The organism is Desulfobulbaceae bacterium (assembly GCA_013792005.1).
In the GTDB taxonomy this organism is placed as follows: Bacteria; Desulfobacterota; Desulfobulbia; order Desulfobulbales; family VMSU01; genus VMSU01.
The window spans coordinates 1-26,637 of record VMSU01000111.1 but is presented as its reverse complement, the minus strand read 5'-3'; the positions used below and the strand labels follow the sequence as shown (position 1 = coordinate 26,637).

Sequence of the window (26,637 nt, the reverse complement as noted above, 5' to 3'; positions counted from 1 at the left end):
TCGACATAGCCCATGCCTTGGATCTGCCGATTACAGAAAGCGCAGCCATAACAGGGCAATTGACAAGTTTTGCTAAGTGGAAATTACGCGCAGCATCAGCCGGTTGTCACAATGTGCTGTCAATAGGAAAATGGTTATTCATTGTGGTCTTTGCACACATTAAATTCAAGTTGGGAGTTGGCTTCCGTTCAGGACTCGTTCTAACATTGAGTGGCCTAGATGGATCGGGAAAAAGCACTCAGCTCGATATGCTTTTGAAAGCCTACAAAAAAGCTGGAATGAAAGAACCCAGAACAATCCACTTATTACCCCACTGGATCCCATTACCGCACCATCTCATTCGCCGTCAAGCAACGATCAAAAACTATACACGCCCATATTCAGAACCCCCAGTCTCATCATCGATAAATGCGACCTTGCGATTAATTTATTACCTAATTGCCTTTGTCATAGCAAAAGTGGCACAGCGGTTAACGGTATTCAGAGGCAATGTGATAATCATGGATCGTTGCTTTGCAGACTTTGCTGCAGATCTTTCTCGATCAAAAATACCCCATCGAAAAATTCATCCGCCGATTCTAAAATTTTGTGCGCCGGTAGGATGCTTGATGTTTATTGACGCACAACCAAAGGTCGTTGTCAGGAGAAAAGGCGAATTAACTTTGGAAAAAGCGAGTGAACTCCGAGATCGATACCGAGAGATCTTCGCTCTCTTGGAAGGGCAAATCATCAATGGCGATGCTTCACAACAATCAGTTTTCGAGTCAATTTTAGGCTGTATAGACTCAGTTAATTACTCCCGCTTATGTCAATCTATTACACAGTGAAGACTGCATCTTGAAAATAAACGAGACCAATCGCCCCTGGATATTGATCTCGGCCTACGATGTCAGTAGTGGCGCAACAAGTGAAGGATATGTGGCTTTTAATCTTCTCAAAAGATTGAAACAGCATTACCGCATAGTTCTCATCACAAGGAAAAATAACCGCGAGAGCCTTTTGCATGACACTAAGGCAATTGAAGCGCTAAGAGGAATTCGTATTCTCGGATTCGACTTGCCTCAATGGGCAAGTTGGTGGAAGCGCGGAAATCGACTTTATTTTCCTTATGCCTACCTATGGCAGGTTTGCTGGCCAATCGCTTTATTAAGCGCTAAAATTTTGCGCTCAAAACTTGCTCTGTGCCACGTCTTGAATTTTCATAATGACAGTATCCCTTCGCTGGCATGGATACTCAACATTCCACTGGTGTGGGGACCGATCAACCACAACGAATTAGCTTCATCTTGGCGACGAGATTTTTGGCCAAGTAAAGTTCGAACAAAATCCTGGTTTGGTTTTTTTATGAGACGACTCGCGTGGCGAGTTGACCCCCTTTTAACCTTGATGAAACACAAAGCAGCACTCATTTTTTCTGCCGGGCCTTGGGTTGAACGAAGACTAAACATTAAAGGAGACAAACGTATCGTTCGCCTCAGCCAACTTGGTGTGGACTCATCGATCTTTCTAAGAACAACCGTAAATAGCAATAAGGATCTCAAAAAAGCAAAATATTTATTGATTCATGCCGGTCGGTTAGACTGGATAAAAGGGCTGGACATTGCGATTGAGGCATTAATCTTATTACCCACCGATTTCCATCTTCTTCTTGTTGGCAAGGGGCCAGCTGAGCAATCGTTATGTGAACTGGTTGAGGAAAAGGGATTGTCAAGTCGAGTCACCTTTATGCCGCCAGTTCCCCGAGAAAAACTATCGGAAATTTACAAGCAGGCGCTTCTATTCTTGTTCCCATCAGCTGAATCAGGAGGCTTAGCATGGATTGAAGCCCTTGCTAGCGGCCTTTCGGTAGTGGGATTTAATGAGGAAACCTTTCTGGGATGTAATGGCTACATGTTACCAGGTGTATATTTGGCTACATATGGCCATGATCGGAAGAGCAGTGCCCAAGCAGTTGCTGCTATTGTGTTGAGTTGTGCCAGGGGCCAGCAAGATGCGCAACTGATTAGTTCCCACGCTTTAAATATGTTTGGCTGGGATGTTATTGCAAATAAAATTATAGAAAATTACAGAACATTGCTTCATTTGAGCGAGTAATGAGAGAAAATTCGTGACGTACAACATTATCTTCGCTCATCTACTCAACGATTATTCCGGCAGCCCCAAAGTGTTGCGGGAAACGATTAGTGCCGTTTGTATCCATAAAATTCCAGCTAAGCTCTATGTTAGCAGTTCTGGGGAGGGTTTTCTTTCCACCTGTGGAATCTCAACTTCCCACTACTGGTATAAACGCACCGGAAAACGGGCATTGACTCTAATCACCTATTTCGCTAGCCAGTTATTCCTTTTTTTTCAACTACTCTTCGACAAATCAATTGCAAGAAATGCAGTCGTGTACATCAATACCCTGCTCCCCTTCGGTGCCGCCCTGTATGGTAAAGTGACCGGCAGGAAAGTTATCTATCATGTGCATGAGATATCCGTAACTCCAGCGCCCTTAAAATATCTACTGACCGAGATCGCTCAAAGAACCTCTTCACTAAACATCTATGTCTCAGATGCCCATAGAAAGTCCCTTCCCCTTTCTGGACCGCCTTCACAAAGAATTTACAATGCTCTTGATAATGATTTTCTTTACAATGCAATGACTTCAAATTACAAGCAGCGGCATAATGGAATCTTCACTGTATTGATGATAACTTCACTCCGCGATTACAAGGGAGTTATTGAATTTCTTAACCTGGCAACCTCCACAGGTGAGCTGAAAGAGATCATTTTCGAGTTGGTGGTAAATGATGATTCCGCAACCATTAACCGCTATTTTGCCGGCAAACAGCTTCCAGCGAACCTTACCGTCTACCCCAGAACAACCGATACAGCCTTGTTCTATTGCAATGCCAGTCTAGTCCTCAATTTATCAAGGGTTGACCAATGCGTGGAGACCTTCGGGCTGACCATTCTCGAAGCGATGGCCTTTGGCATTCCGGTCATTGTCCCTCCGGTTGGCGGCCCATCTGAACTGGTTGTCGATGGAAAGCAGGGTTTTTTGGTAGACTCCCGAGACAGTAATAAATTGCGCAGACGAGTTTTGGAGCTGTCCGCAGACCCAGAATTATGTCAACGAATGTCGAAGGCTGGTCGCGAACGAGCTGCTGAGTTTTCCACTGAAGCCTTTTCCGAGGCCATTACGGCAGCAATTTATCCGGTCATGAGGGGCATGGAATGAGTGCATATGCGAATCAACCGTTTACCAGACAATGAAGGCTAAGTTGAATACGCACCATCGGAAGGTAGCAATCCTTGGCACAGTCGGGGTGCCTGCCTGTTATGGCGGTTTTGAAACCTTGGCAGAGAACTTGGTTCGCTCAAACAATGCCCTAGGCAAGCCTTATCATATTACCGTTTATTGCAGCAGCAAAGAGTACCCCAACCGAAAACCCGAGTTTCTCGGAGCCAAGTTGAAATACATCCCACTGTCTGCAAACGGCAAAGAGAGTGTGTTGTATGATTTTTGGTCGCTGCTCAGCACACTCTGCTCGGATACCGACATTATCCTCCTGCTGGGCGTATCCGGCACGATTGCCTTGCCTCTGGTGCGGATGCTGGGCGGGAAGAAGATTATCACCAACATCGATGGCATAGAATGGCGGAGGCAAAAATGGCAGGGATTGGCCCAAAAATTCCTTAAATTTTCCGAGCGACTTGCTATCCGGTATTCAGATGAAATCATCACAGACAACACCGCGATCCATGACTATGTGATGGTTGAGTATCAAGCGGAAAGCCATGTTATTGCTTACGGCGGGGATCACGCGCTGGCCACTGGTGTAAGCGTCGATGAATATCAACTACCAGCCATTTTTTCCTTTTCGGTCTGCAGAATTGAACCGGAAAACAATGTGCACATAATCTTGGAAGCCTTTGCCAAAACACCCTGCAATTCCTTGGTATTTGTCGGCAATTGGAACAATAGCGACTATGGAAAAAATTTACGTGCCACGTATTCCGGCTATGAGCACCTTCGTCTACTTGATCCTATCTATGACAACGGAAAACTTGCCTCCCTTCGTGCGGCCGCCCGTTTTTATCTGCATGGCCATTCTGCCGGGGGAACCAACCCTTCGCTTGTGGAAGCAATGCATTTCGCTCGCCCGATCTTTGCCTTTGACTGCAATTTCAATCGTTACACAACTTTCGGCAAGGCCCGGTACTTCACGACAGCAGATCAACTCATCTCACTTATAGAAATCATATCTTCAGAGGAGGCAAGCAGCATTGGTACAGCCATGCGAGAGATTGCGACCAGGGAATACACGTGGAAAGTTATTGCTAAAAAGTATTTTGACTTACTTACATCTTGCCAATAGTTGAAGCTAAGACACGTGGATATGGCAACTACTCTACCGATTGAAATCTACCTTTTTTTATTTCTGTCACGTTTCGAGGTTTCAGAAGAGGAACTCTTTGCCTGTATACAACAAATAAATCACCAGCATGATTCCATCAACATCAATGAAATTTGCGATCTTGCGCTGAAGAATGGCACTGCCGGGTTTGTATACAGGAATGTCGAATGTTCAGGCATATTTCCCAAACCAGCGGTAAAGCATCTGAGGGGCTTGTATTCCAATTACCTTGCTCACAATAGCCGTCTGTTGAAGGAAACACGGTACCTTCTAGAAGTTTTATCCGATAACGGAATCCCAGCAATCCCACTAAAAGGGGCCATCGCCTCAGAAATACTCTTTGATGATTTAGGTGTATACCCTTCTGGTGATATCGACTTAATGGTCCCACCTTCGGAGTTGGCAAAGGTTAAAGATATTCTCTGTCGCCAATGTGGTTATACCCAGCCAGTGAAGACAACAGAGGAAGACCTACTCGCCAGCCACTATCACCTGATGTTCACGAAAAACGATCTGTTATGCGAAGTGCATTGGAATTGCGTAAAACGCTACTTTAATATCCCTGCTGCCTTCTGGTGGGAAGATTCAAGAGAGGTCGTGCAGGCTGACGGCACAATGGTTTCACAGCTAAGTATAGAAAAATATCTGCTTTATTTAATATTCAGACTCTTTGACCACTGTTTTTATCCCCTTCGCTTCTTGGTACTGATAACTGGTTTGGTATCGAAACATTCAGGAGAAATTTCATGGGACAGTCTCATAAACCTCGCTGCCCAACTTCATATGAGAAGGTTAACTGTTTTTGTGCTGTGCCTGCTCCATGAAATTCAAGGGGTAGATATCCCACACCATCTTACAAATAAGAAAGTTATAGGACATAACTTGCTTAAACGGCTTGTCTTTTCAGGTATCATTATAGGCACAAATAATCCCCATCTAAGAATGGCAACATACTCTCTACTCCTTGACTCGCCTTCAGCCATCCTGAGTGTTCTGTTAGGTCGGTTAGTTCCATCAACTGCAGAATTAAGGCTACGTTATAATATCCCTGTTGCTTCTCCTTTAATATTTTTCTATTATATCCTCAATCCCTTCATAATGTTTTTCAGAAGCAGAAAACCATAACTGAGAGAGCGCTGAAAAATGCCCATAAATGCATCCCGCCTCATTATGACTCTGCTTCTTCTCATCATCTGCTTCCAAACTGCTTTTTTACTGGCTTTTCCTGATCATCAGACTCCCTTGTCGAAATCAGATCTGATTATAATTTTTTCTGGATCACAGACCCGAATCAAAGCCGGATTCACCCTTGCAAGAGATGGTTACGCGCCCAACCTAGCCATCAGCGGGTACACACTAAACCATCTTGTCTCGACAGCAACAAAACATCAACACCCTGATGATCTTGTCTTACTATCCAATGGAAAGAGTCGATCCACCTTTGAAGATGCCTACAACACTTGGCAGATTGTACAGCAGCATCAGTTGCGATCTATCCTACTAGTTACTTCAACTTACCATCTACCACGCGCCTATCTACTAACACGCCTAATGCTTCTTGGAACTGGGGTGGACATCCAAACCTATGCAGTTAAGGAAGCATCACTCCGATCAGGGGGAAAAGGGGTGATACTGCTGCGGAGTAAACTGTTTATTAACGAGATGGTAAAATTCTGGGGAAGTCTTGCGGAAATGACTGGCAGCATGATATCGGGAAGATTAGTCCTTGATGTTCCATACGTGTTTCAAACCAGTCAATTCCTGAAGAAAAAGATGCTATCTTCCCCAATATTGCCTTCATAAAAATATCCCCAAGAACTGCAGAAGAGATTGCCTAACATATCAACACCCATTAGAATAAAATCCTTATAATTTAATTCATTGAACCTGAGGCTTAGAAAGTCCTAATTGCGTTCCACAACAAAATGCTTTTCCCCTACTCCTTAAATTCGCTACTGCAATAAAAAATGTCTATTCGAGATGCTCGAAATGTCAAATAGGAAGAAACCGCCTTCCTGGTGAAATAATTTTACTGCCCTAGCATGCAGTAGGAGGTAATTAAAAATCTATGCGCTATCTAATAACAATTCTTTTGATTATTCTTACCAGTACCGTGGGAATTCTTTGGTTACAAAAACCAGTTCAACGTGTCACCAAGGATGACGTTATCAGTGTCAACAAACGTCAAATTACCCGAGCTGAACTTTCGCCACTATTAAAAGAAAAACAGCTTGACGACCAAGATATACCTGAAATTATTGATACGGTAATAACCAGAGAACTTTTGATTCAGGAGGCAAAACGACGCGACATCGATAAAGAAGAACCATTTCGTAAATCATTAAAAAGTTTTTACGAACAGTCCTTAATCAAAACATTAATCGACCATGAAGCACAATCGTTTACCTATACGCCATCCTCAAAAGAAATTACTACCTATCAACAATTATTACACAAAAAAGTGGATATCTCTTTAGTGCCAGTTTCACAAACAGAGAGCACAGCAAAAAAGAACAATGCAGAAAAAGAAGAGCTGCAAGTCCTTTTCGCCGAACTCACATCTCCCCTGCAGATGGCCATTCTATCCTTAAAAATCGGCAAAAAACCACGAGAATTGAGTTATACAGATGGCAACTACACTCTGCTGATAAACAACATAAGCGATGCCGAACAATCATCAACAATATCTTTATCAGAAGATGATGCGAAGAAATCAATTATTTCTTTCAAAAGAGATGAATATTTAAAAGATTGGCTGGAAAAATTGAAAGAAAAAGCCGACATCACAATTGATAAAGACAAGATCTGAGAGGGGAACATGCCACAACAATATAAAAGACGGCACTACTTCATTGACAAACGGCTGCAAGGTGTATTCGCCCTTAGAGTTTACCTTGTATTAATAGTATCAGCAGTCGCCATCACTCTCTTAATGAGTGCATTAACCTCTGACAGCTTTACCCTACTTTACACTGACAACGATCTGCAGATAGGCCACACTCCTCTTCTCATACTCAAACGGCTTCTTTTGGCCAATTGGATTATTATCGCGCCAGTCGGGATTATAGTCGTCATTCTAGCAATTTTACTGTCACACAGGATTGCAGGTCCGATTTACAAACTTGACTCTATTCTTACTTCTATGAATAACAACATCATCGGCCAAACAATCCACTTACGCCAAAAAGATAACTTCAAAGATACCGCAAACAAGCTAACAACTTTCAACACCACCCTTGCCGGTAAGATAGAAGAAATTAAATCAATTTCGGAGCGACTTGATGTTGTGATTGACAACACAAATCAATCAGCAGATGTGCGTTTGGAGCAGACACAACAACTCAGTCGCGAGCTAAAATTAATTGCGGATTTTTACACGGTGATAAATGAGTAATCCTTGGACTACAATAGCGCTGCTGCTCTCTCTTATTCTCATACAAGCAGAGAGAAATGCGTACGGAAAAGAACTGCAAACCAATTATGCAACTATCACCTACAGCGACGATGAATTATTAAATAAATTCAACAAAAATATCACTCTCACCCGCCAACTGCGCCTAATGATGCGCAACAAAAAAATCTTTACCATCCAGGATGAGGTTAAAGGCAAGGTGGATATTATTGTGGAAAAAGTAGAGACCGTCCTGGAAATGTTCCCGAACATCCTGCAATTCAATCTGAACGTACTGGCAACAGCAGGTGATGTGCAACAGGTATACCAGGCAAGATATGGCAAGCGAGCCGATCATATCGCCTACTATTCTCTTAAAGACAAAACTATTACCATATCCACCCAAGACGCCAGTCTTCGTGTCTTATCCCACGAAATCGGACACGTGGTGGTCGACCATTATTACAAGATCCGGACCCCAAGCAAGATCCAAGAAGTCCTTGCCCAGTACGCTGAAAAATATACAAGTAGGGATGAGTGATCTGTGAACGAAAAGTTGTTGGTCTTCTACACCGTCAAAACGGCATCACATCCCTCTCAATGAATAGGCACGTAACTTTTTAGCAGCCTCCTTATTATCCTGATCAAGAGTCAACACCTTCTCATACTCCTCTTTTGCCCTATACGGAATATTCTCCAGCATATAAGCATCTCCGGCCCTGAGGTGCAATATCGGCTCTCCTGGCATCCTCTGAATGCCCTCTCTGATCACTGCTAAAGCATCTCCGTACCGTTTTTCTCTCAGGAAAAAAGCATACGGAGAGAGAAATAACGAAGTTTTCATTCTAGTTTCGTGATCAAGAAAGGTAAGCGCCTTGCGATAGAAAAAACCAGCTTTTTCTATCTGACCATTCCTCGCATAATAATCGGCATATTTCAGAAAAGGCCCAACCCGTTCCGGCAGGATTGACTCCATTTGATCCAAACCCAAATTATTCCTTCGAAGCAAGGCCACATACTCTTCTAACTTAGCATTAGTCTCCAAAGCAAAAGCTTGTCGCAAGAGATCAAACCCACCCTGGATATCACCGCTTTTGAACATGCGTTTAGCTAAAAACTTAATAGGCTCTGCTGCACGACGTTCAAGTAACGGTAGTCTATCAAAACATATTTTGGAAACAACAGGGTTTATCGTCTCAAAATACCGCCCAATATACGAAGTAAAAAATACACTGGTAGGTTTAAGAAGAAGGACTCTTGCGTACCCGGCCTGCGCCTCTACGTTATTTTTTTCAAATTCAGCAATGTTAGCCTTTGCAAAATGGTAGCCAGCCTTCAGAGGATCAGCAACAATGGCTTGTTCGGCACTACCCTTAATTGCGGCCATACGTGTAGCTGGAATACGAGAATTCAGATAGATATCTCTAATGCTTTTGTAATGATATTCTCCAACAAATTGCCCCACATTAAACATGCCTCCCCCAATCATTAGCACCAGGACCGGCAGTATGATCAGATATCTGGAGATTATCGAAGCGGGCGTTAAATATGTTGGCCGACGCTCCCAGAGGCGCCTACTGTTGGCAGAAGAAACAGTTATGCCGCACAAAAAGAAAAAATAAAAACCGTTGGCCGGGTTGTGCATATTAAAATCGGTAAGGCTATGAAAAAAAATAGCGACCATTCCTGCAACAGCGCCGCAATACATTTGCGCTGCAAAGGGATCATGCCGCTGGCGCACCTTCTGCCACCCCTCTCTAATAACGGCAGAGAGGAACCAACCAACCAGAAAAACCGCCACAATCCCGCCCTCAGATATCAGCTCAATGAAATCGTTGTGAGCATGGTCGACAATTGAACGGTGAACAAAGACCTCTTTATAAACAGGAAAAATTGCTTGAAACGAACCAAAACCTGCGCCTGTCCTCCAGAAATCTCGCATAATCTGTAGACTATCCTGCCAGATCCAAAAACGCCCATCAGACAATCGACCCTCCTGGTTCATAATCCGATCAAATCTGGAAAGAATTGGATCCCACCCCAACCAGGTAACCATTAATAGTGCAGATAAAGCCAGAACCGTCATGGCCTGCCACGAACTTGTACCCTTCTTCAACACGGCAAGTAAACCACCAAGAAACAGTATCGAGGTGATGCTACTAAGAATACCACCACGCGAGATACTGACAGCCAAGGCGGCCACCATCAATACCACGCTGAAATTAAGCAAAATATGAAGATTTGCCTTTGGCAGAGTAAAGAGAAAGATAAACCTTTCGCGAAGTGGCATCTCATAGGTGATATGCGGGCGATTATGCATCGCCAACACAATCCCTATCGGGATAATCATTTCCATAAATCCGGCAAAGTGGTTGCGTGATACCCAAGGACCGAAGGGCAGGGCATTACGTGGAACATCTCGGAACCAGTAAATCTTGCTGGGTGAAGAAAACTTTTGGAGAATGGCAAGAAAGGCTATTAGTGCGGCCAAACCCACGACAATCAATAAAACTTTTCGTAACCTCCTGTAATCTGACAACAATTGAACCGTAACTACATAAAAGGCCAGATAAGAGGCAAAACGAAGGAATTGCTGCAAGGTCGCCTTGGAGTGCAAACTTAAAGGTACAGACATCTTGCCTCCAGCAACTGCCTGGGCCGGTTCATAGAGGAATGCCGCTTTGGGAGATAATTGACAGACCAAGTCGAAGGGCAGAGGAACCAACTGAACTCCCATATACACAAGGAGAAGAACGAACGCCCAGAAACCTGGGACCTTGTACAAATGATTCTTACTACCCCGGCTTAACACATAGGCAAGCAAGGACATTGGAGCCAGAAACTCCATACAGCTGATGGACCAAAGTTCAACCGTACCAAAGGCCAAGGGGCAAAAAATAAGGAGAAAGATATAAATAGCGAAACTTATAGCAATCACAATCGATTCCGTCAGCTGAATCTTGTCCCGCGCACAACGGCGAGGGGGTTATCATTCACCAGATGACCGGCTTTTTCTTTACCGATAATCTTTGCCGCTATCTTATAGGCCCGGGAAAGCTCAGGTCTTCTTTGCGTCGGGGAATGGCAATCCGTAGCCAAAAAATGCACCACACCTTGGCGTAAAAGATACAGGGCGCATTGTTGAGCAGAACTCCCCGAGGCTCCGAGCAGACTCGCCGCAGTAATTTGTAAATAAACACCTGGAGCAAGAAGATGCAGGAGTAAGTGCGGGTCCTGAATCACTCCGGCATTACGTTCTGGATGAGCGACAACAGGAAAAACACCCTGCCTTTGGAGGGAATGAAAGAGTTCCTCGGCATTGCTTGGAATATAGCCATGGGGAAACTCAATCAACATGTATGGCCCATTATTTAACAAACCGATTCGAGGCGACGCAAGTCCGTCGCAGGCCATTTCCGCACCTGGCAGGACATCAAGAGGAATACTATGTTGCTTTAAAAGAGCGTTAAACTTCTTGACTTTTGCAGCAATCACATAGTCGTCAGGTACACCTTCATGAACATGAGGTGTGGCTATAATCGTTGTAATCCCATCGTTTACTGCTTGAAGCGCCATTTTCAAGGCAGAGACATCGTCAGCAGGACCATCATCAAGATCAGGCAGGATATGCGCATGAATATCGATCATGCTTTCTTGTCTGTTTTCTCTGAATAACTTCCGTAATAATTATAGTAGCCTTGATAATAATAAGCGTCATTGCTGTCTTTAATTTTCACAGCATTCAAGACAATCCCTAACATATGTGCCTTAACATCAGCAAAGAGACGCACTGCTCGCTTCAACTCATCCCACGTTGTATCCCCGCCCTTGGTCACTATAATTGTGCCATCAACCAAGCGGCTTAAAATTTGGCTATCAGTCACACTCATTACTGGGGGAGAATCAATAATGATAAAATCATAGCGGACCGACATTTCCTCTAGTAACTGCCGCATGTTGGTAGAGGCCAGGAGTTCTGATGGATTGGGTGGAACCGGACCGGAAGGGATAATATCAAGTTTTTCATCCGCCGCTTTTTGAATTGGCGCAGCCTGACCGGTACTAGTCAGATAATTACTTAAACCAAACTTGTTGCTCAAACCAAACACCTTATGGATCCTAGGTTTGCGCATATCACAATCAACAAGAAGCACCGAACTTTCCGACTGAGAGAGGATGCGGGCAAGATTCAGTGCTGTGGTCGTTTTTCCCTCCTGCGGCATACCGCTTGTCACCAAGATACACTTCGGTGGGTTTCCAGCAGATGACAGCAGAACCTGAGAGCGAATAGATCGATAACTCTCTGCAATCAGACTGCGTGACTCATCACGCAAAGCAGTATTGATATCAATATTCTTTTCCTGCTGGGTAATTACGCCAAGCACATGGAGTCCTGTTTGGCGCTCCACCTCCTCAACCGATTTTACCGTATTATCAAGATACTCTACAAAAAAGGCTATACCAACACCTCCAAATACCCCTAAAATTACAGCAAGCAATAAATTTCTCCCTGGATCTGGCTTTGCCGGAGAACTTGGAGTAGTGGCTTTTTTAATCACCCAGATGTTCACCGATTGCGTCTGTTCCGTGGCACCTTGCTCTTTAACCTTGGAAATAAGCGCATTGTAGAGAGAGCGGTTGGTTTCTACCTCACGTTTAAGCACATCATATTGGATATAACGCTCTTTTTGGGTAAGTAACTCCTGCTTAGTATCGGTAACCAGATCCTGAAGATTCTGTTCCTTCTCCTGAGCCAATTCGTAATCAATTCGAACCGAGTCGATAAGCCTATTAATTTCATCAGATTTTTTCCCTTTAAGAGCACTCACCTCTCCAACGGCTTTCTTCATTAAGGGATGTTTCTCTCCGTATTTTTTAGAAAGCTCCGTCACCTGCTGCTCAGCCATCAACATTTTTTCACGAACATTCTGTAAACCACGATCTGAAGCGAATTGCGGGATAGCCTCAAGAATCCCCATATTTCCACGTGCTTTCTGTATTTGATTATACAAATTTTCGACATCAGAACGTTTAGTCTGGGCCGTACTCTGTTCACTGCTGAACTGTGCCAATTTTTGAGGCGTAATGGCCATTTTATCTTCTACTGTCACTAGATCATTTGCTGTAATATAATCCTGCAAGGCACGTTCGGACGCTTCAAGTTTCTGTTTTTCATCCTCTGCCTTACTTGTCATCCACTGAATTGCATAATTGGTCGTGTTCATTTTTATTTCAAGCATCTCCGCAGCATAAGCATCGGCAATTGAGTTGGTAATGAGTGAGGCTAGACCAGGATGTTCATTCAAATAACTGATTTCAACAATTCGACTGTTCTTAATTGGCTGCGTTGAAATTCTTGATTGAATAATGTCGGCAATTATTTGGGCATCAGAACGAGATTCTTGTTGATCAATTGGCAATTTATTAACCGGTGCAACCTTTAGATGTTTAGAAGTTTTTATTAATGATGTTATTGGGGTGGTAAGTGACTTGACATATGAGGTGATAGTTTGGAATAAAGAACCTTTAGTATCATCCTTAAAAAACAGTTGGCGATAATCGATGTCAAGCTTCAAAGTCCGCACAACTCGATCAATAACATTTCGACTCTTAATAATAGTAAACTGAGTTTCCATAAATTCTGGATCATAGGTTTGCCCCCACCATTTTGCATCGAGAGAGGTATCATAATTTCTTTCGATCAACACATTGACATCCGCCTGATAAAGCGGAGTAACAGCCATTGTGCCAAGTACGACAGAGACTATAGTAATAACAGCGAAAAGAATGATCAACTTTCGACGCTTGCGTATCACACGGAAATAATCACGCAGATGTATCTCGTTTTCTTCTATATTTTCCATTGGGTACCCTTCACAATTTTTGACTATCAAATGAGAAAAAAATCCCTTTCACTCCTATGACAAAGAGCCAGCAAGGGCAGATAATTTGTAAACGTTCACCGGGCACCCCATCTGCTTTGTCAGCAGCCTGCTCATGTGCAACAAGCACCCTTCGCAGACCGCTTTCGTGCAGGTAAGCGACCGTAGGGAGACTCCGGCTGAGGTACCCGGAAAACGTTTACAGCCCGGTGAAATCCGCACGTCCAACGATTACGATAAATTATATGTACCAACTGATCTAATCTGAATGACGAACAAAGAAAAACAGGGATAACAAGGAGCGTTGTTAGAAGAAACTTTCAGGAACAATGACAACATCATCCTTCTGCACGAGAGTATTCAAGTCTACATTTTTCATCACAGTCTTCTCTCCATTGACAATCCTGACAATCTGAACCTTATCCTTAGCTGCCTTACCGGTAAAACCAGAAGCAAGCGTTATGGCTTGAAGCACCGTTGCGTTTGACTCAACCTTATAGGCGTCAGGTTTTACCACCTCACCGGTAACATAACACATGCCGGCTTTTGATATATAAATGGTGTCCTTGTTCTCAATAAATAGTTTCTGGTATTGTTCATCACCTTCCATCAGCGCCTTTAAATCTACGGTAATATTTTTAGCATCACCGGCAACTGAATCACGCTTGATAATGGCTGAATTCCCAGCAATTTCCGAAAGACCACCTGCCTTGGATATCAACTCAAGCAATGTCGTTGGTCCACTCAAATCATACGCGCCAGGGTTCTTCACCATTCCCAGAATAACTCCTTTCTTACTTCCATATTCCTCCACAAACACATTAACTTGAGGATTGACAATATAACCGTCTGCAAGTAACGAAGTTAATTTGTTTGCAATCTCAGAAATAGTTAACCCACCTATTTGAACCTGCCCCAAGAGTGGCATTTGAATAACTCCCTCACCGTTAACACGAACCTTGGTCTCCATATCAGGGTGGTCATAAACAGAAATCTTCAAAACATCATTGGTGCCAACCATAAAATCTACAGCATGACATAACCCGGACATTCCTCCGCTAAAAAAGACCAACACAAAAAAAATGACCCGCAATATTTGAGTAAAATACTTGCTACGCATTATTGTCTCCCTTCCTTCCCAATTAGACACCTTACCCGAGTACCTGATATTCCTCTGCACAAATATACAGCAGAAACACAATTAAAGTCGAACCATATTCTGGCTAATTATATCGGGAACTTGGGTTAGATTGCAATAGCGGAAATAAAAAAGGGGAGCCAAATGGCTCCCCTTTTTTATTTCCGCTATTGCAATCTAAAATCCAGCAGAGAGCTTCACATACAATAGATTAGTAGAATAATCATTCAAATCGAGACTGGAATCCTGGTCAGTATAACTATATCCAGCCTCGGCCTTAAGCCAATCTTTTAATGCATAGGTACCAACTAAAGAAGCGTTATATATATCATCATCTCGATCTACAGTGCCTCCATCATAGTTATTCTGCCCAAATCCGAATTGAAGTCTCGCACCTAGTTTTTCTGTAAATTGAGTAAAAAAGGCAAGATTTATTTTTCTGTCAATTGAGTAATTGGAGGTTAACGCGGTGGATTCACCTATCTTTTGTGATAAAATCACTTGTGCGCTCGTCTTCCCTGTCATTTTATAATCAGCAGTCAACTCAAAAGCAGGTTCTGTAATATCTCCGTCATCAAGCGTAGCATCTCTTACTGCAACACCTACCTTTCCCTTTAGGGTTGTCTTATCGGTTGGTCGCCAATCCATACCAACATAGGTATAATGTTGTTTATTATCTAGTAACTTGCTCGTTTTGTAGGATAAATCAATAAATTCATATTGAAAAAAAAACCGAGGTCTTCTCTGTATACTTATAATAAAGATACGCTGCTATTGAGTTGTCGGTGCGATCTCTCCATTCATTTGCAACATCATCATAATTCAGATCGAAATTAGTATAATCGGCTCGAAGCGAAAATTTCTCAGTCAAATCGTAATCTGCTATTACCCCAAAAAGATTGCTTTTAAACTCTTCTGCTACAGTAGATCCTGTAATTCCCAAGGGATCTTGTGAATCTGTGAACTTATCAAACATGTCAATTGAAAGCCCGCTCCGCAGATTTACCTGAAAAAACCCCTCTACAGATTGCTTAGCATTGTCCCTATCGGAATGACTATTATAATCTGTAATATCAGCGACATACATTGCATAAGTCTGATACCGACTGAACCTTTTTACTTTATTAATTGCCTGAAAATGCCCGCCAGGCGATGTGTTATTGGTACTAAGATTTAAGATAATATCTTTGCTCGCAGGAACAGCCAACCAAATTCCAGGAGAGTATGTCATCAACCAATCACTGGTCTTGTTATTGCTATTGTAAATATTGTCAGAAAATGAAGCAGTTACTGATACAAATGGATGAAAATATCCCCCCTTAGCCCCAAACAATTCATCAGGCACAAGGGGTTGAGACTCATTACGAATCATCAGCTTTGGTGATACACTCTGCCCTAAAACATCTTCCTCAACAATTGAAGCATGAGCAACAGGGATCACAGGTAAAAAGACAATGAATAATGCGACAGCCAAACTACTAGTTAGCAAGTATCTGTTCATATCAGCCTTTTATTATTCACTAAATTTACTACAACAGGTTTGAATTTTTTCAATCTTATTTACTTCAGAGAACCAGCAGAACAACTCTTGTTATTCTGGAACATTCACTTCAAATATTGAGGGACTTGAATAAGGTAATACTTCGTCTTTTTCAGGCTCGTCAAACATTGAAGGACTTGAATAAGGCAAAACTTCATCTTCGGCAGGAGTGTATGCTAAGACATCATCATCAACGAATGGTATTATTATTGAAACACTTATAAAGTCTTCTCGCGTTACAACAGGATCTCCCCCGATTATGACTGTCTCTGTTTGGCCTTCTTCGGCAGTATATGCCAAGGTATCTTCATTGATTGAGCAAATGTCGGCCACTTTAGCCCTAGAAAATGCCTGATCTATGACAATTTCAGGAATTCCAGCCAGCATTGCCACATCCCTCACCTCTTCCTCCGTGATACCAGCTCTAACCATTGAAGCAAGATATACTGTCGGATTTAGCCCCTCAATTCCTTTAAAAATCTGAACAATTGCCCGTGGAGATATACCCTCGGTAAGTGCTGAAACAGTAACCCCAACCAGGATACAATACTGGAACTCCTCTAACTTGGGATCCCGAGCCATCTGAACAATTTCCTTAAGTGTAACTCTCTGCCGACTTACCTCATCGACAGCCTCTTGACACCCTGTGATCTGCGAGCATCCCTTACCAATAAATAGCGCATTAAATTCATCCTGGGTCATGGCATTGGCAGGTAAAGCCCCAGTAAGAATCAACAATAAACTTAGACAGATAAAGTGTTTACACCGGGTGAATAATGTCATAATGAACCTCATGAAATTATTTGATCCGTACAATTTCATAGTAATAATACGGACGAATACTGCATAAATAAGACAAAATCAACAAAAAAAACCAATTAAATACCAGGATGGTGCCATAAAATTCCAAACACAACCGAACCATTCCTAATAAGCTCCCTGCTCAAGAAATTCATACACGGTGTTAATGTCTGAGTACACTGCCTCATAACAGGGATTTTCATCAACAAGACGTATCATAGCAGCAATATCCTGCTCCACCAGTGGTCGAGAAGATGAACACACGGAAACAAGTCGACTGATTGTCTCGGCCTTGCTCAACGGAGATATCTGGGTTGCTGCAGATAAATCATATCTTGGAAATACAATAACAGCGGGTTCAATCTGCAGATTTAGGTTAAAAATTGTGTTTAAGATCGGCGGCAATATTTTAACATTTTTCCCATCCGCCCGCTTATAGACCGGCACTTGATCAAGCACTGGGTATAACTGCCGTAACACTTCAACTCCACTTGTCTTGATACTCATAGGTAAAGGAAGTGGTGCGATTAAGCCCTTGTTTGGCTCTAGCAACGCCAGCTCATCGGCAAAAAAACTATATCCTTTGCGAGCCAATGTGGCAGCAAGTGTTGTTTTTCCGGCACCCGCATCCCCAGGGAACAAAATGGCTCGATTATTTTTTTCCAATACTGCCGAATGAAAAAGCAACCTATCAGTCAATGATTCCGTAATACGAGTAAAAGTCACACCGAGGAGTATAGGCAGCAGACATTCTTCATGTATCCCATAATAATAACATCGACCATTGACATAAATATCAAAATGCTCACTACTCGAAGCATCGGCGGATGGGAAAAGTAGCAAAGTAGTGTCAACCGGTCGGTCGAGGGACGAAACAAAGAACGCATGCAAAGCACTCTTATATTCTCTAGCAACCTTACAATCGAACGAACAAAATGCAATCGAATGGCCAGTGGTACTAATTAAGAATCTATCTACACCTTGAGGAGCACGGACCAGAGCACAATCACTTTGCGTAGGGACTGGATCAAATTCATTAGATTTAGTATCGGACTCGATGAATGTAGTGTCGACAAGTTGCGCCTCATGTAATACCTGCAAAACCAAACCTGTGTCGACTCGGGCCTGCTCTAACGATATCCCATATATTGATGAGAGCCTTGAGCTGATATCATCAACGTTTGGATCGTCACCAACTAAACACCAAATGACAGATGCTGTATGATTTAACGTCCATATTCTTCGTGTACCTGGTAGAAATAAAACACTACCTTCAGAAAAAGGCAGAAAAAGAAGATCTGAGGCTCCCCTCGGATAGAGGAGAGTTGCTATTGAGAGCATTCTAGGAGCAAAGAGAAAATTTAATGTTACTCAATCGACAGCCAACCACTATCACAACCCATCACTATGAATTTATGAACAATAATAATATAAATTATAATTATTGCCTGTCGTTAGCATCAACGCTTATGTATGTTATCAGTTTTATTGTGTCGATTAAATTATGGTCTCCAACCAGGAGGTGGCGCTGTGCCAATAGGTGGTACTCCTGCGGCGCCTGATGTCCCCGCATTTGCTTTTTCAACAAACAAAGACATGATGACTGGAGTAGCGTAAACAACATAGATGCTCTTTTTTAAAAAATTACGCCGAGCCTCATCGGTCGTATTTTTTTCGCTAGTGGCGTCAAGAGCATCTTGTTCAATTGTAATATTATTCATTTACTGACACCTCCAAATAAGTTCATCTATCTCGCAAGGTGAGTTGAACTTACTATTCTAACTATTGACAATATAAAACCTAGTATATAATCGATTATTACGTCTATATGTTCCCATATTACTTCATTAAATCACACCACGAATGAAAATGAGCACATCAGAAAATTTTAACTCGTGATTTTCAACTTACGCATTCTTTCTGGAACGCCGCTTTGCGCCTATGATTCCAACCAAACCTGTGCCGAGCAATAGCATTGAGGCAGGCTCGGGAACTGGGGCGCCACTAATGGCGTCATTCGCACAGGTAGATCCGCCCCAAAAAATAGCAGGTCCATCTACGTTAAGATCGGCAAGAGAGCTTTCGTCCAGCGTAAATGAATATATATATTTAACTGTTGTTCCATTACTACCAGTAGAAGTCTTGATAACCCCATTAGTAATGAGCAGAGAGGAAGTATAACCATCTACTGCGACAGGTGAAACCTTATTAGGCCCACCAAAGTATTCACTGTATTTTTCACCATAATACACTCCTCCTCCTCCAACTGATGATCCTTCGTAGAAATCCGAGGAACTCTTCCAAGTACTGACACCATAAAGCCCGACACCATGTGTGCCCGGCGACGATTGTAGAGCAGCAGACCATTCACCGTGATTCTGAAGAACCACGGCATAATCAAAATCACCATCCCGGTCAGGATCAATGAAAAAATCAGCCAGATTATAATAATAGTTTCCCACTTGTGTTGGACCGGATGTACCTCCTGGTGCATTGTTGAAGTTTGTGTACAAATCAAATGTTATCTTACCGTCGCCCCGAGTGATATTTACTCCAAACACCTCAAATATTGTCTTATCACCAATAACATCATAGAAATAGGTATCACCATAAATACTATAATCAACATTATCCATGCTATATCCTAAAAGTGAAGCTGTTGTATCATTAATGGTGTACGCCGACGCTGTGCCGGAAATAATGGATGTTGCAAGAAAAAAACAAGCGACTGCTGTATGTTTTATCATTTTTTACTCCCTTATTCTTTAAGTTAGACAGCTGTTTCAGGTAACAACCCGAATCAGCTCTCCGCTTATTAAAGCCATCTGCTATCTTCGGGCTGAAACCATATACTGAGCAATAAGTAGGCCAACGGCACAACAGGCGAGAACTACCTACCTAAATTTGACAAAAATCCCTTTTTCCTGCCCCAACCATTTAAATTCAACTACGAAATCATACTATACATATTTTTCGGTTATTCCTAGAAAAATATAAAATAAATTTCAGATTACTACCAGATACCACTAACTCTAATCACAACTAATCCTTGGTGACAAGTGCAAGCATATATACACCTTGCAGCCTTTAACATAAAACAATAACAGAAAAAACAGAAGATACTCACAAGCTCACAATTCACTTTTCCGGAAGTCCATCAATAAAACACGGAAAACCATTTGAGAACCAGGAAATATTTGTACTTTTTGCCACATTTCAACACTCAAATCAATTATCATCCATAAAAAAGGAAATCATCTGATTCCACTCAGCCAGAGAACTGAGTCAGCCAAAGAGGTAACCAAGTTTTAGAAATTTGTAAACGTTCACCGGGCACTCCATCTGCTTTGTCAGCAGCCTGCTCATGTGCAACTAGCACACTTCGCAGACCGCTTTCGCGCATCTGGAGGGCCCGATGAACGTTTACATTCCGGTGAAATCCGCAGGTTCAACGCTTCTGGTGAACGATTACAGAAATTTAATAAACTGCAACAATCTCTCAAGGTTTGGCTATCGGAACGATAACCATCTCGCCACTTGACTCTCGATAACGGATCTCTCCATGAATTTCCTCAATCGAGATCGTTCGATCAAGAGTCAAACGGATCTCTCGAGTACCGCTCTTAAGATCATTTATTAACCACTTCAGCTCTCCCTTTGCCTCATTAACACTCTTCGCAGGGGGGTGAGCCTTAACAACCGAGAACTGAACAGGAACAATCTGAATAACAATAATAGATTGCGGCGGAGTTTCTCTGGCTGAAACTTCAAACACCACCTCTTGACCTGTAATCGGCAAATATCTCGCCGAAACCAAAGCAGCCGCGTAAAGATGATTCGGCACACCAAAAGCAACAACCATGACGAGAAACAAAAAACACAAGATGTTGATCATTACCATTCGCACACCGCAACGCAATAAAGTCTTCATAGGACGACACCTCCTTCGCATCGGAACAATCATAACTTATGTTCTGCATTGCAACTAGCACTGCGAACTCTTCAATTCCCGTAGGTTGGGTTAGGCCACTAGCCCAACCTACGAGAACACGAAACAATTTATGTTCTTTAGCGCTTATATTTTTGCACCACATACCTTTCCGTTCTTTTATCCCACATGTATCCATCACCAGTCCAGATGCTATCGATAAGATCCCGATCAAAATCCAGTTGCACCAACACGCTGTAGCGATCATAAACGGCAAGGATTTCCTCGTCATCAATCATATTGTTTTGATCAATATCTGCCCAATGATAAGGGGCAATCACCAGGCCATCGTCTCCTATAATATCAACCTGGACCTGATCACCCTGGTTAATCGTTACACCACCACTGAATATCAGTTGCCCACCATCGATTGACTTCACTGGTGCCTTAACCAAATAAGCAAAGATCGCCTCCTGTTTATCAGTACGGCTGATCCACTTCAAAACACCACTTTCGACATCGGCAGAGACAAAAGACGGCTCGGAATTCAGAACCCGACAACCGGAAGGAATCGACTCTCTCACAATGAGTGAAACCGAAGACTGCTGGCTCGTAGAGACCCTAATGAGCACCGGAAATATCTGACCTGCCGGGATATGCTTAGGCAAAATCCGTTCAACCACAACCGACACAGGGGGCGCAACGGGAGGGACAGGCTTGATGAACATAAGATAGATTCCACCAAAGGCAACACAAGCACTTATTACCAGCAGCCACGGCATAAAGGAGCGCCAGTGAGATCTACTTAAAACATCAGAGCCGACAGGTTGAATCGACTTATTGTCCTGATCTCCCTGGGAGAGACTTTCAACCTCCCCATCCTGAGGCGTAACAACAGAGTCATCACCCTGTTCTAAATCCAGAATCGCATCAAGCTCTACCTCCAGCGCCTCAGCGAGCTTTTCAGCATTTTCCATTTTCATGGCAGGATACCGACGATTCTCCCAACGAGAAACTGTATCGGTCGTCACTCCAATGAAGGTGGCCAGATAGAGTTGGGTTAACCCCTTGGCCTCCCGCAGTTTACGGATCTCCCCACCATCAATTTTTGCCATCGGCACAATACCGGAAGCAATATTTGTGGTAGGCGTATTGTCAGTTTTGACCATTATTTTTCTATCGCAGATCTACGGCGAAATCTATGCTGAATCCGTTTGCTATGAGCACAAGCCTAACCAAGAGCAGATATGCCCGACCTCAAAGACTGATACCAATCGAAAACCGGAGTGATTTATGATTGATGGCGTCACAAAAAGTGCGATCTACTTCGTTGCGTGGCGGTTTTGCTCGTTCGATCATACCATATATATGGCCTCACTCACAAAACACACCCCGCGCCTTGTATATCGCACCTTTTGCTTAGCCATCCCCGGACTTTTTGCGAGATTATCATGATTAGCAGCCGTTAAGAAATAACATGTACACTCTGCCCCTTACCGTACGGCTCCATATGCCGTTTCAAGTGTACAAAGTGAACAGGATATTTCTGCACAACGGCTTAACATCAAAAGCCGTGTACACCCCTTCAACCAGAGCGATACAATATACCCCATGAGCCCCTGCCATTAGTGGATGTCGGGTCGATATCAGGTCATGTCGAGCCCCATGTCGCCCTATGTCGACTATCCCAACCATCTCACACTGACTATATTCAGGTCAATAGACGAATCTCATCGTGGGATTCTAAGACAGGCAGGATTTCCTGCATATTGTAAAAAGTATCATGGAGGAATAACGATGAAAAAGACAGTAATGATTGGTGCCATTTTAGGCCTCGCCTTGACTATTGGAATAGAAAGTTTATCGGCTTCGGCCGGAGACTCTTTAAAAACGCCTGCGACCGAACTTGTCATCGACGGCAAAAAGCCGGCACGTTTCAACCACACGACCCACGTGACCTTGGGTCTGAACTGCGGAACTTGTCATCATGATGCCGAGCACAAGGCGCTTACCGCCGAGGCAATCGCCGCCCTTCCCGATACCAAGGCGCTTAGCTGCATTACGTGCCACAACAGCAGCTTCAGCAACAAAGATCTCCAGAAACAGAAAGATGTTTTTCACGCCAGATGCAAAGAGTGTCACAAGACAGGACACAATGGCAAGAAAGGGCCTTCTGGGTGTGCTGACTGCCACATCAAACAGGAAAAGAAAGCTGTCGAAGGGTGCTAGTCACCTGACACCCTGTGCCGAATCTGTGTTGGGTTACGGCCTGGCGGCCTAACCCAACCTACGACTACGACAAATAGATGGTCTTCACCTACAGGGAATAACAAGAAAACAGTGGTGTCTGATTGGATGTCATCAATCACCACCCACTATCATGGTTTGTTGCTGTCAATCGACTTAAGCTGAACAACAAGTTCACGGGCTTGAATCAATTGCTGGGGCGTTAGCAGACCAGCGGCGAACCCCAAGTTACTTATAGCATTTTTGTCTCCCTGGTCTGCTGCCAAAGCAATCCAAGCATAAGCGTAAACATTATCTCTAGGGACACCCCTCCCATTATGGTACATGCGCCCTAAATAATACTTAGCAGCAGCATCTTTGTTCTCTATAGCTTTTCTGTACCACTCAACTGACTGTACAAAATCCAGAGGAACTCCTTTTCCCTCTTCATACATCAATCCTAATTTATATTGAGCTACAGCATATCCTTGGCTAACGGCCTTACTATACAAATCAACAGCATAGCCATAATCTTGAGACACTCCATTCCCGTCTGCATATAAATCCCCCAACGAGACCAAAGCCTCTACCTTTCCCTGATCAGCAGAAACTCTTAAGGTCGTAATTTCCTTGTGGACTTCGTCTAAATTAGCCAAGGCCCCTTTATGCCTCTGCTTTGCTGCTTTACCAAACCAATTGATAGCCTGAGTATAATTCTGACGAACTACCTCACCCTTGTAATACAGCAATCCTAAGTTAAATTGAGCATCAGCCTCACCTTGCTCAGCCGCCCTTTGAAACCAATAAATGGCCTGGGAGTAATCCTGCGACACACCATGACCCTTGGCGTACAATGTCCCTAACTTATTCTGAGCGGCTATATCTTCATGAAGAGCTAACCTTCTCGTTTGATCAAAATCAGCAGTATCGTCTGCCAATGCCAAACTGCCAGACATTAACACCCCCGCCATAACCAGCAAGGTCACGAATCCAGCAAAACGACCCAAGCTCGATACTTCCATTGTTCCTTCCTCTTTTAGCACGTTAATACGACACAAGCCCTATTCCGTCCGCCACCAAAAAACTTTGATGGGATCGAAAAACTTAAACTACTATATTGCTGTGTACTTTTACTCGTTAAACAATATCGCCTAAAAGCAGACCCCATCTACAGAATCACCCAAAACCATAAATATCGTCCTTTCGAAGCATCACTACCCCCCTGTTAGTTTTTGATAGAAACTACCAAAAATAAAATTATCCGAGTTGTTTAATGATGTAAACCAAAAACAAGCGTAAGAGATTGAATGGAAGATTTGAGAGAGATAGCATCACCAACGAAGTGTGAGTTACAGACAATAATTACAGCGTCCAAGTGGTTATTGATTGCTCATCTTTCCCATATTTTACATTGAAAGTTGAAATTAAAGTAGTAGCTCGGACTGTGGCATTATCACTGACAATGGAGCCTCTTGCAAAATGAGGATATTTTTCACTCCTGGTCATTTTGCAAAAGCTCGAACACGTAATTTCAACAAGTTAGACGCGAAGTGATTCTTGCATAAAGAAAAGTTGTTCATTTTGCAAGAGGCTCAATTAATTTGAATTCTTTCTCCTTCCGTGTAATCCATTCTGAGAAAAATGCCCTGATTTTCTTGATTCTGTGTCAGTGAATTTAAGAGCCAACACCGTGGACCCTGATCCCGGCGGTTTCAAGAATCCACTCCTTGAGCTGACGGTTGGCATCGGCAAGACTCCTGAACTCCCGTAACGGCATGAAATTACGTTTGACATATTTCACCCCAGCCTCGACCCGGCCCTTTTTCTTAGGGTCTCTGGGTGGGCATGGCGAGATCAAAAAGCCATAGCCTTCGGCGCATTCGGCGTAGGAACGCTGCACCTCGGGGTCATGCCAGCAGGCCTTGGTAATGCCTGATTTCAGGTTGTCGATCATGACCTTTGACGGAACCCCGGCAAAGAACTCGAAGGCTCGGCGATGGCAGCCCAGCCAAGTGGCGATCTTCTGGTCTTTGACCACTTCCACGTATTGATGTCGGCTGAAGGCCAAGGTCATCACAAAGAACCAGGTGGAATACTGTTCGCCGGTTGTCGTGTCGATGATCTTGGGACCGGATCCGAAATCGACCTGCGCCGTATCGCCAGGATCGAAGTCGAGCATCACCGTGGCTTGCGGGGTATTACCGGCAATCTTCTGGAGCAGTCGGCGAACGGAAGAGTAGCTTCCTTGGAATTGATGATTGCAAACCAGGGCCTGGTGGATGGTGGTCGTTTGAATGCCTTCCGCCTGCCAAATGCGAAGCTGATCCTCGTATGGTTCGGCAAGGGAATCTTGCTGAGGAAGACTGCTTTGGCGCTGAAAAGCAACAGCCAGAATACTGTCTTCCGGGAGGGGTTTAGCGGACTCAGCCAGTCATGGCTTTGGGCAATACTCCGGATTTCTCCGGCCTTGACCCGGCCGATAAGCCCGGCTTTGGCGAGTTGGCGGTCTGACGCCCCAACCGCATACGGGAAAGAATTTGGTGAAACTCATACATCTCGAACCTCCTGTTGGCCATTTGGCGCTCTCCTCTGAGTGAAAGAAAAAATCAGGGAGGGTACACCGGTTAGTAGGAAATGTCCGAAACCCGTTTTGCTTTTTACATGGCACCTTTAAGGCGATCACAGGGTGGCTCCATTAGGCCGATCACGAAGTGGCTCTATTAAGGCGATCACGTTCACCGGGGTGGCCCCATTAGGGTGATCATTAACAGAGGACCAGGGCATCCTCTATGGAGCGGGGTACGGCTTGGCGGTTCATTCCGGGTTGGTGGGGACACTTCCTGTCACGACACCTGACCCAACCCCAACCCCAGAACCAGCTACCATGCTTCTTATGGGCACCGGCTTGACCGGGTTGAGCGCCAGTCGAAAAAAGAAGAAGGCATAAACCTCAGCCAATAGAATCAACCTCAAGACAGGTCCATTCATTTGGCCCTGCTTTTTTATTGGCAGAATACCTTCGTTGGTGGGGTGTAATACAGAAATTCGTGTGGTCACAGATGAGGGCAACCCCGTCGACCTGTTCGGCGAATTTTGGGGGTCGGGGTGCCCTAACGGAAAAAAAGACCGTCTCGCATTTTATGGAGGGTGGTCTTTTTTTTGGGGAGAGGCGAAAAGAATATATTATGAGCCTCTTGCAAAATGACCGATGGACTGGCCAGCGAAAATATCTATATAACATACTGAAATAATTGATCTTCATGCCGTTCCACGTTATAGTTTTGTATCCAGCAAAACAAAAACAGGGAGGATGGCATGAAGATCAAAG

At 43.6% G+C, this 26,637-nt stretch carries 24 protein-coding genes; 10 read left to right on the top strand and 14 right to left on the bottom strand.

Going from position 1 to position 26,637, the window contains the following annotated elements; genetic code table 11:
* Nucleotides 1–837 precede the first annotated feature (837 nt).
* From FP815_06520 to FP815_06485, 8 genes are all read left to right on the top strand, one after another.
* Nucleotides 838–2,094 carry a glycosyltransferase family 4 protein gene (locus FP815_06520; protein ID MBA3014594.1) on the top strand — a complete coding sequence of 419 codons (1,257 nt, stop codon included), beginning with the start codon at nucleotides 838–840 and terminating at the stop codon, nucleotides 2,092–2,094.
* A 25-nt stretch (nucleotides 2,095–2,119) separates the two neighbouring features.
* Nucleotides 2,120–3,223, top strand: a complete 1,104-nt coding sequence (locus FP815_06515) for a glycosyltransferase family 4 protein (protein ID MBA3014593.1) — start codon at nucleotides 2,120–2,122, stop codon at nucleotides 3,221–3,223.
* Between the two features lie 31 nt (nucleotides 3,224–3,254).
* Entirely contained in the window at nucleotides 3,255–4,364 is a 1,110-nt protein-coding gene (locus FP815_06510) for a glycosyltransferase family 1 protein (protein MBA3014592.1), read from the top strand.
* A 21-nt stretch (nucleotides 4,365–4,385) separates the two neighbouring features.
* Nucleotides 4,386–5,528 (top strand): nucleotidyltransferase family protein, encoded by a 1,143-nt coding sequence (locus FP815_06505; GenBank protein ID MBA3014591.1) that lies wholly within the window; start codon nucleotides 4,386–4,388, stop codon nucleotides 5,526–5,528.
* Nucleotides 5,529–5,546: 18 nt separating this feature from the next.
* Nucleotides 5,547–6,206 carry a YdcF family protein gene (locus FP815_06500; GenBank protein ID MBA3014590.1) on the top strand — a complete coding sequence of 220 codons (660 nt, stop codon included), beginning with the start codon at nucleotides 5,547–5,549 and terminating at the stop codon, nucleotides 6,204–6,206.
* Between the two features lie 265 nt (nucleotides 6,207–6,471).
* Nucleotides 6,472–7,212: a hypothetical protein gene (locus FP815_06495; protein ID MBA3014589.1), complete on the top strand. Its 741-nt coding sequence runs from the start codon at nucleotides 6,472–6,474 to the stop codon at nucleotides 7,210–7,212.
* A gap of 9 nt (nucleotides 7,213–7,221) precedes the next feature.
* Nucleotides 7,222–7,797: a hypothetical protein gene (locus FP815_06490; protein MBA3014588.1), complete on the top strand. Its 576-nt coding sequence runs from the start codon at nucleotides 7,222–7,224 to the stop codon at nucleotides 7,795–7,797.
* Nucleotides 7,790–8,335: a hypothetical protein gene (locus FP815_06485; GenBank protein ID MBA3014587.1), complete on the top strand. Its 546-nt coding sequence runs from the start codon at nucleotides 7,790–7,792 to the stop codon at nucleotides 8,333–8,335. The genes FP815_06490 and FP815_06485 overlap by 8 nt, the downstream gene beginning before the upstream one ends.
* Nucleotides 8,336–8,380: 45 nt before the next feature.
* On the opposite strand, the gene FP815_06480 is transcribed toward FP815_06485, so the two are convergent.
* The 12 genes from FP815_06480 to FP815_06425 all read right to left on the bottom strand — a co-directional run bounded on the left by FP815_06480 (nucleotide 8,381) and on the right by FP815_06425 (nucleotide 22,252).
* A complete protein-coding gene (locus FP815_06480) occupies nucleotides 8,381–10,732 on the bottom strand; it encodes a hypothetical protein (GenBank protein MBA3014586.1) in 2,352 nt (783 codons plus the stop codon).
* Between the two features lie 11 nt (nucleotides 10,733–10,743).
* On the bottom strand, nucleotides 10,744–11,442 hold the full coding sequence (locus FP815_06475; protein MBA3014585.1) for a hypothetical protein: 699 nt from the start codon (nucleotides 11,440–11,442) through the stop codon (nucleotides 10,744–10,746).
* Nucleotides 11,439–13,658 (bottom strand): polysaccharide biosynthesis tyrosine autokinase, encoded by a 2,220-nt coding sequence (locus FP815_06470; GenBank protein MBA3014584.1) that lies wholly within the window; start codon nucleotides 13,656–13,658, stop codon nucleotides 11,439–11,441. Before FP815_06470 ends, FP815_06475 begins: the two co-directional genes overlap by 4 nt.
* A gap of 325 nt (nucleotides 13,659–13,983) precedes the next feature.
* The gene (locus FP815_06465; protein ID MBA3014583.1) at nucleotides 13,984–14,796 is read right to left on the bottom strand and encodes a periplasmic polysaccharide biosynthesis/export protein; all 813 of its coding nucleotides are present in this window, start codon (nucleotides 14,794–14,796) and stop codon (nucleotides 13,984–13,986) included.
* A gap of 195 nt (nucleotides 14,797–14,991) precedes the next feature.
* The gene (locus FP815_06460; protein MBA3014582.1) at nucleotides 14,992–15,462 is read right to left on the bottom strand and encodes an outer membrane beta-barrel protein; all 471 of its coding nucleotides are present in this window, start codon (nucleotides 15,460–15,462) and stop codon (nucleotides 14,992–14,994) included.
* Between the two features lie 67 nt (nucleotides 15,463–15,529).
* Nucleotides 15,530–16,315, bottom strand: a complete 786-nt coding sequence (locus FP815_06455) for a hypothetical protein (GenBank protein MBA3014581.1) — start codon at nucleotides 16,313–16,315, stop codon at nucleotides 15,530–15,532.
* Between the two features lie 90 nt (nucleotides 16,316–16,405).
* Complete coding sequence (locus tag FP815_06450; protein ID MBA3014580.1) at nucleotides 16,406–17,137, bottom strand: hypothetical protein; 732 nt, start codon at nucleotides 17,135–17,137, stop codon at nucleotides 16,406–16,408.
* A gap of 144 nt (nucleotides 17,138–17,281) precedes the next feature.
* Nucleotides 17,282–18,496, bottom strand: coding sequence for a PqqD family peptide modification chaperone (locus FP815_06445; GenBank protein MBA3014579.1), 1,215 nt, complete (start codon nucleotides 18,494–18,496; stop codon nucleotides 17,282–17,284).
* Nucleotides 18,497–18,657: 161 nt separating this feature from the next.
* Entirely contained in the window at nucleotides 18,658–18,876 is a 219-nt protein-coding gene (locus FP815_06440) for a hypothetical protein (protein MBA3014578.1), read from the bottom strand.
* Between the two features lie 186 nt (nucleotides 18,877–19,062).
* On the bottom strand, nucleotides 19,063–19,791 hold the full coding sequence (locus FP815_06435; GenBank protein MBA3014577.1) for a PEP-CTERM sorting domain-containing protein: 729 nt from the start codon (nucleotides 19,789–19,791) through the stop codon (nucleotides 19,063–19,065).
* 863 nt (nucleotides 19,792–20,654) lie between these two features.
* Nucleotides 20,655–21,086, bottom strand: coding sequence for a hypothetical protein (locus FP815_06430; GenBank protein MBA3014576.1), 432 nt, complete (start codon nucleotides 21,084–21,086; stop codon nucleotides 20,655–20,657).
* Nucleotides 21,087–21,223: 137 nt separating this feature from the next.
* Nucleotides 21,224–22,252: a helix-turn-helix transcriptional regulator gene (locus FP815_06425; GenBank protein MBA3014575.1), complete on the bottom strand. Its 1,029-nt coding sequence runs from the start codon at nucleotides 22,250–22,252 to the stop codon at nucleotides 21,224–21,226.
* Nucleotides 22,253–22,715: 463 nt separating this feature from the next.
* Between FP815_06425 and FP815_06420 the strand changes: the two genes are divergently transcribed.
* The gene (locus FP815_06420) at nucleotides 22,716–23,312 is read left to right on the top strand and encodes a cytochrome c3 family protein (protein MBA3014574.1); all 597 of its coding nucleotides are present in this window, start codon (nucleotides 22,716–22,718) and stop codon (nucleotides 23,310–23,312) included.
* A 149-nt stretch (nucleotides 23,313–23,461) separates the two neighbouring features.
* Here the strand turns inward: FP815_06420 and FP815_06415 are convergent, their stop codons facing one another.
* Together FP815_06415 and FP815_06410 are read right to left on the bottom strand one after the other, a co-directional pair.
* A complete protein-coding gene (locus tag FP815_06415; GenBank protein MBA3014573.1) occupies nucleotides 23,462–24,331 on the bottom strand; it encodes a sel1 repeat family protein in 870 nt (289 codons plus the stop codon).
* A gap of 653 nt (nucleotides 24,332–24,984) precedes the next feature.
* Entirely contained in the window at nucleotides 24,985–25,740 is a 756-nt protein-coding gene (locus FP815_06410; protein ID MBA3014572.1) for an IS21 family transposase, read from the bottom strand.
* 375 nt (nucleotides 25,741–26,115) lie between these two features.
* On the opposite strand from FP815_06410, the gene FP815_06405 reads away from it, so the two are divergent.
* Nucleotides 26,116–26,256: a PEP-CTERM sorting domain-containing protein gene (locus FP815_06405; GenBank protein ID MBA3014571.1), complete on the top strand. Its 141-nt coding sequence runs from the start codon at nucleotides 26,116–26,118 to the stop codon at nucleotides 26,254–26,256.
* The last annotated feature ends 381 nt before the right edge of the window (nucleotides 26,257–26,637 follow it).

Excerpts from the sequence above, each read along its gene's own strand:
- FP815_06420 (MBA3014574.1), top strand. The coding sequence starts at position 22,716 with ATGTCGGGTCGATATCAGGTCATGTCGAGCCCCATGTCGCCCTATGTC.
- FP815_06490 (MBA3014588.1), top strand. The coding sequence starts at position 7,222 with ATGCCACAACAATATAAAAGACGGCACTACTTCATTGACAAACGGCTG.
- FP815_06455 (MBA3014581.1), bottom strand. The coding sequence starts at position 16,315 with ATGAACAGATACTTGCTAACTAGTAGTTTGGCTGTCGCATTATTCATT.
- FP815_06415 (MBA3014573.1), bottom strand. The coding sequence starts at position 24,331 with ATGGAAGTATCGAGCTTGGGTCGTTTTGCTGGATTCGTGACCTTGCTG.
- FP815_06485 (MBA3014587.1), top strand. The coding sequence starts at position 7,790 with ATGAGTAATCCTTGGACTACAATAGCGCTGCTGCTCTCTCTTATTCTC.
- FP815_06495 (MBA3014589.1), top strand. The coding sequence starts at position 6,472 with ATGCGCTATCTAATAACAATTCTTTTGATTATTCTTACCAGTACCGTG.
- FP815_06510 (MBA3014592.1), top strand. The coding sequence starts at position 3,255 with ATGAAGGCTAAGTTGAATACGCACCATCGGAAGGTAGCAATCCTTGGC.
- FP815_06475 (MBA3014585.1), bottom strand. The coding sequence starts at position 11,442 with ATGATCGATATTCATGCGCATATCCTGCCTGATCTTGATGATGGTCCT.
- FP815_06440 (MBA3014578.1), bottom strand. The coding sequence starts at position 18,876 with ATGAATAATATTACAATTGAACAAGATGCTCTTGACGCCACTAGCGAA.
- FP815_06460 (MBA3014582.1), bottom strand. The coding sequence starts at position 15,462 with ATGGATTGGCGACCAACCGATAAGACAACCCTAAAGGGAAAGGTAGGT.
- FP815_06505 (MBA3014591.1), top strand. The coding sequence starts at position 4,386 with ATGGCAACTACTCTACCGATTGAAATCTACCTTTTTTTATTTCTGTCA.
- FP815_06450 (MBA3014580.1), bottom strand. The coding sequence starts at position 17,137 with ATGACATTATTCACCCGGTGTAAACACTTTATCTGTCTAAGTTTATTG.
- FP815_06435 (MBA3014577.1), bottom strand. The coding sequence starts at position 19,791 with ATGGATAATGTTGATTATAGTATTTATGGTGATACCTATTTCTATGAT.
- FP815_06500 (MBA3014590.1), top strand. The coding sequence starts at position 5,547 with ATGCCCATAAATGCATCCCGCCTCATTATGACTCTGCTTCTTCTCATC.
- FP815_06470 (MBA3014584.1), bottom strand. The coding sequence starts at position 13,658 with ATGGAAAATATAGAAGAAAACGAGATACATCTGCGTGATTATTTCCGT.
- FP815_06445 (MBA3014579.1), bottom strand. The coding sequence starts at position 18,496 with ATGCTCTCAATAGCAACTCTCCTCTATCCGAGGGGAGCCTCAGATCTT.
- FP815_06465 (MBA3014583.1), bottom strand. The coding sequence starts at position 14,796 with ATGCGTAGCAAGTATTTTACTCAAATATTGCGGGTCATTTTTTTTGTG.
- FP815_06425 (MBA3014575.1), bottom strand. The coding sequence starts at position 22,252 with ATGGTCAAAACTGACAATACGCCTACCACAAATATTGCTTCCGGTATT.
- FP815_06430 (MBA3014576.1), bottom strand. The coding sequence starts at position 21,086 with ATGAAGACTTTATTGCGTTGCGGTGTGCGAATGGTAATGATCAACATC.